General features: G+C 59.2%; 5 protein-coding genes and 1 pseudogene. 3 read left to right on the top strand and 3 right to left on the bottom strand.

The window, feature by feature from the left end:
- The 3 genes and pseudogenes from FEV53_RS19840 to FEV53_RS19830 form a co-directional block, all read left to right on the top strand.
- A pseudogene (locus FEV53_RS19840) lies at positions 1 to 306 on the top strand (transposase); the annotation flags it as partial.
- Between the two features lie 56 nt (positions 307 to 362).
- Positions 363 to 662: a transposase gene (locus FEV53_RS19835; RefSeq protein ID WP_142836373.1), complete on the top strand. Its 300-nt coding sequence runs from the start codon at positions 363 to 365 to the stop codon at positions 660 to 662.
- On the top strand, positions 659 to 1,456 hold the full coding sequence (locus FEV53_RS19830) for an IS3 family transposase (RefSeq protein WP_185962358.1): 798 nt from the start codon (positions 659 to 661) through the stop codon (positions 1,454 to 1,456). Before FEV53_RS19835 ends, FEV53_RS19830 begins: the two co-directional genes overlap by 4 nt.
- A gap of 91 nt (positions 1,457 to 1,547) precedes the next feature.
- On the opposite strand, the gene FEV53_RS19825 is transcribed toward FEV53_RS19830, so the two are convergent.
- The 3 genes from FEV53_RS19825 to FEV53_RS19815 form a co-directional block, all read right to left on the bottom strand.
- The gene (locus FEV53_RS19825; RefSeq protein WP_142836371.1) at positions 1,548 to 2,264 is read right to left on the bottom strand and encodes an LrgB family protein; all 717 of its coding nucleotides are present in this window, start codon (positions 2,262 to 2,264) and stop codon (positions 1,548 to 1,550) included.
- Positions 2,261 to 2,614 (bottom strand): CidA/LrgA family protein, encoded by a 354-nt coding sequence (locus FEV53_RS19820; RefSeq protein WP_142836370.1) that lies wholly within the window; start codon positions 2,612 to 2,614, stop codon positions 2,261 to 2,263. Before FEV53_RS19820 ends, FEV53_RS19825 begins: the two co-directional genes overlap by 4 nt.
- 150 nt (positions 2,615 to 2,764) lie before the next feature.
- Positions 2,765 to 3,361: zinc-binding dehydrogenase (locus tag FEV53_RS19815; protein WP_142836369.1), on the bottom strand; the 597-nt coding region annotated here is incomplete at its 5' end.

Below are 3,361 nucleotides of genomic sequence, written 5' to 3'. Positions count from 1 at the left end.
GCGACGAGACAAACGACCGGGTTCGTTCAGAGCCTCCTGCGGCTGGTTGGGTTGGATTGGCGAGTGCCGGACTTCAGCACCCTGTGCCGCCGCCAAAAGACGCTGAATGTGGCGATCCCGTATCGCGGCGGCACGGGCCCGCTAAACCTGCTGATCGACAGCACCGGCATCAAGGCCGAAGGCGAAGGTGAGTGGAACGCCCGCAAGCACGGCGGAGCCAAACGGCGCATCTGGCGCAAGGTGCACATCGGTATCGACGAGGAAACATTGGAAGTCCGGGCCGTCGAAGTCACCGGCAGTGATCTTCGTCCCTGTCTCCGGACAGCGGGGTACTTTACCCCTGTCCACGAGAGGAGCACGAGATGGGACGACATCGACGGAAGTACACGGACGAATTCAAAGCTGCAGCGGTTGAACGGCTTTATGAGCCGGGCGCGACGCAGGGCAGCGTGGCGAAAGAGCTGGGGATCACCGGCACGCAGTTGAAAACCTGGCGGCTGGAGATCGAGGCGTTCGGCTCGATGGAGGCCAAACGTCGCCAGAAGGCGGACGCCGCCGAGTTGGAACGGTTGCGAAAAGAGAACAAGCGTCTCGCGGAGGAGAACGAGATCTTGCAAAAGGCCTCCGCTTTTTTCGCAGCAAGGGCGGTGAAACCACGATGAACAAGCACGCTTTCATCACTGCCCACAAAGCTCAATACGCGGTTTCGACACTCTGCCGGCTGGTCCGCCTGTCACGCAGTTGGTTTTATGGTCACGACGCGAGCTGGGCGGCCTGTCAAGGCCGGGAGGCACGGCGTGCGGCACAAGACGTGGCGTTGCTAGAGCGGATCAGGCACTTCTTCAAAGCCAGCAAATACCGTTACGGCTCCAAACGCATTCACCAGGATCTGCGCGCTGATGGCGAGCGCGTCTCGGAGCGGCGCGTGGCCAGAATAATGCGGGAAAACAGGATCTCAGCCGGCCAACGCAAGCCGCGCAAGCCGGTGACCACGAACAGCAATCATAAGCTGACACCGTCGCCGAACCTGCTCGGGCGGTCCTTTCATTGCACCATCCCGAACACCGTCTGGCTGGCGGATATCAGCTATGTCGATACCGGCGAGGGCTGGCTCTACCTCGCTGCGGTCAAGGATGTGGCGTCCCGCGAAATCGTGGGGTGGTCCATGGCCAAACATTTGAAAGCGGAGCTCTGCTGTGATGCGCTCAGAATGGCTCTGAACCGGCGCGGTCCGGTTCCGGGGCTGATCCTGCATTCGGACCGCGGCGTGCAATATGCCAGTGGGGACTATCGCAAGATCATCCACCGCGCGAAGCTGATCCAATCCATGAGCCGAAAGGGGGAGTGCCTTGATAACGCGCCAATGGAGAGCTTCTTTTCTTCGCTCAAAAAGGAACTGGTCCACCGCCAGCGCTTCGCAACAAGGGCACACGCCAGGGCCGCGATCTTCGAGTAAATCGAGGTCTTCTACAACCGCCAGCGCCGACACTCAGCCATCGGATACCAGACCCCGGCAGAGGCGTTCACAGAATTGAGCTGGAAGGCGTTCAAATCAGCCAGCGGACCAATAGCGGTACGATCAGGCTTGTCAGCAACGCGTTCAGCGCCATGGCGATACCTGCGTAGGCCCCGGCCACCGGGTTGACCTGAAAAGCGCGGGCCGTGCCGATTCCATGGGCCGCGACACCGACGGCAAAACCGCGCGCACGCCAGTCCGTAATCCGCAGCATATTCATCAAGGGTGTCACCGTGACAGCCCCGATGACGCCCGTCAGAATGACCAACACTGCGGTCAGAGCGGGAAGCCCCCCGATCCCTTCAGAGATGCCGAGGGCCACCGGCGCTGTGGTCGACTTTGGCGCAAGAGACAAAAGGACCTCCATCGGCAGGCCGAAGGCTCGCGCCAGCAGAATGGCCGAACCTGCCGCGACGATCGAGCCTACAACCAACGCCATAAGGATCGGTGCGACCGAGCTTCGGATTGTCTCGCGATTGTCCCAAAGCGGCAAAGCCAATGCCACCGTCGCCGGCCCGAGCAGGAAATGGATGAACTGAGCGCCCTCGAAATAGGTCGTGTAATCCGTCCTGGTGAACCAGAGCACGGGGGCGATCAGGAGCACAGACATCAAAACGGGATTGGCCCAGGGCGGCTTCCCCAGCCTCTTTGCTGCGCTGTCTGCTACCAGATAGGCGAGGATCGTCGTCGTCAGCCAGATGAGCGGGCTGGTCGCCAGATAGCTCCAGAGGCTCGCGATGTCGGTCATGCTGTCCGGCGCTCGGTTATGTAGCGAACGCCGATGAAGGTTGCCACGGAGGCAAGCATCGAGAGCACCGTCGACAGGACTAAGACCACCAGCAGTGCGATCCCGTCCTGAGATAAAACGGCCAAGTTACCAATCACACCCACACCGGCCGGGACAAACAAGAATGACAAGTTCGTCAGAATGACCTCAGTGGTCGGCCTGAGCCGTCCGGCGAGTGTGGGGACCGCGCCGAGTAACAGTACAAGCAGGCTCAGACCTAAAACCGGACCGGGTATTGAGAAGCCAAATCCCCGTGCAGTTATTTCCCCCAGCAACTGGCAGCCCAAGAGAAGTCCAAACGTGTGAAGCATAGAAGTTTTCCTGAAACGGCAAGCACAGAAATTCTGACGCTAATCTATTTTCAAAGCCCACGGAGAACTTCTTATCATAGGCTGCAAGAGAGCGGCGCACCCGCGCAAGTGTAGACCACAACGGTCAGTATAACGTTAGCCGCAGGCCCCTCATTTCCAAGGCATAACGAGGTATTTCTCACCTGTCTTCATTTCTCGATAATCGGTCACGGATTCCTTGGCCAGCATCTCCTCGAGGTCGACCCGCTTCTTGTAGAGACTGGCGAAGGTCGTCGTCAGGTTCTCAAGCACACGCTTGCGCATCCGTCCCACGGTTTCCATTCCAGCAGATTGAATGAAGGGAAACAGGAGCCATCCCGACAGGCTCCAGCCGAAACCGTAATTCCGGGACAAGATCGTCGGGCCAGGGTCCAGGCGTCCGTAGATGAACATGCGCTTGTGCTGGTTGGAGCCATAGCGCGAATATTCGGTCATTTTGCCCGCTGCGACCCGCTCCATGGCCTTGAAGACAGTGTCGACCGTTTTTCCTCCGCCGATGGGATCGAACCCGTAGAATGCACCGGTGTCGTCGATGGCCGAACGGAGTTGGTCCATGAAGTCATCATCCGATGAATTCACAACATAGGCGGAGCCCATTTGCCTGAGCAGTTCTGCCTGGTCCTGTTTGCGCACGATATTGACCAGATCTATGCCGTCTTCGTTGCAGATCCGGGTCAGCATCTGGCCGAGATTTGAGGCCCCGACCGT

It is taken from the genome of Palleronia caenipelagi (assembly GCF_007004065.1).
Taxonomy (GTDB): domain Bacteria; phylum Pseudomonadota; class Alphaproteobacteria; order Rhodobacterales; family Rhodobacteraceae; genus Palleronia; species Palleronia caenipelagi.
The sequence above is the reverse complement of the archived record's forward strand: the minus strand, read 5'-3'. Positions and strand labels throughout refer to the sequence as shown.

Bases quoted from the DNA above. Each gene is read 5' to 3' on its own strand.
- FEV53_RS19835 (WP_142836373.1), top strand. From the start codon at position 363: ATGGGACGACATCGACGGAAGTACACGGACGAATTCAAAGCTGCAGCG.
- FEV53_RS19830 (WP_185962358.1), top strand. From the start codon at position 659: ATGAACAAGCACGCTTTCATCACTGCCCACAAAGCTCAATACGCGGTT.
- FEV53_RS19825 (WP_142836371.1), bottom strand. From the start codon at position 2,264: ATGACCGACATCGCGAGCCTCTGGAGCTATCTGGCGACCAGCCCGCTC.
- FEV53_RS19820 (WP_142836370.1), bottom strand. From the start codon at position 2,614: ATGCTTCACACGTTTGGACTTCTCTTGGGCTGCCAGTTGCTGGGGGAA.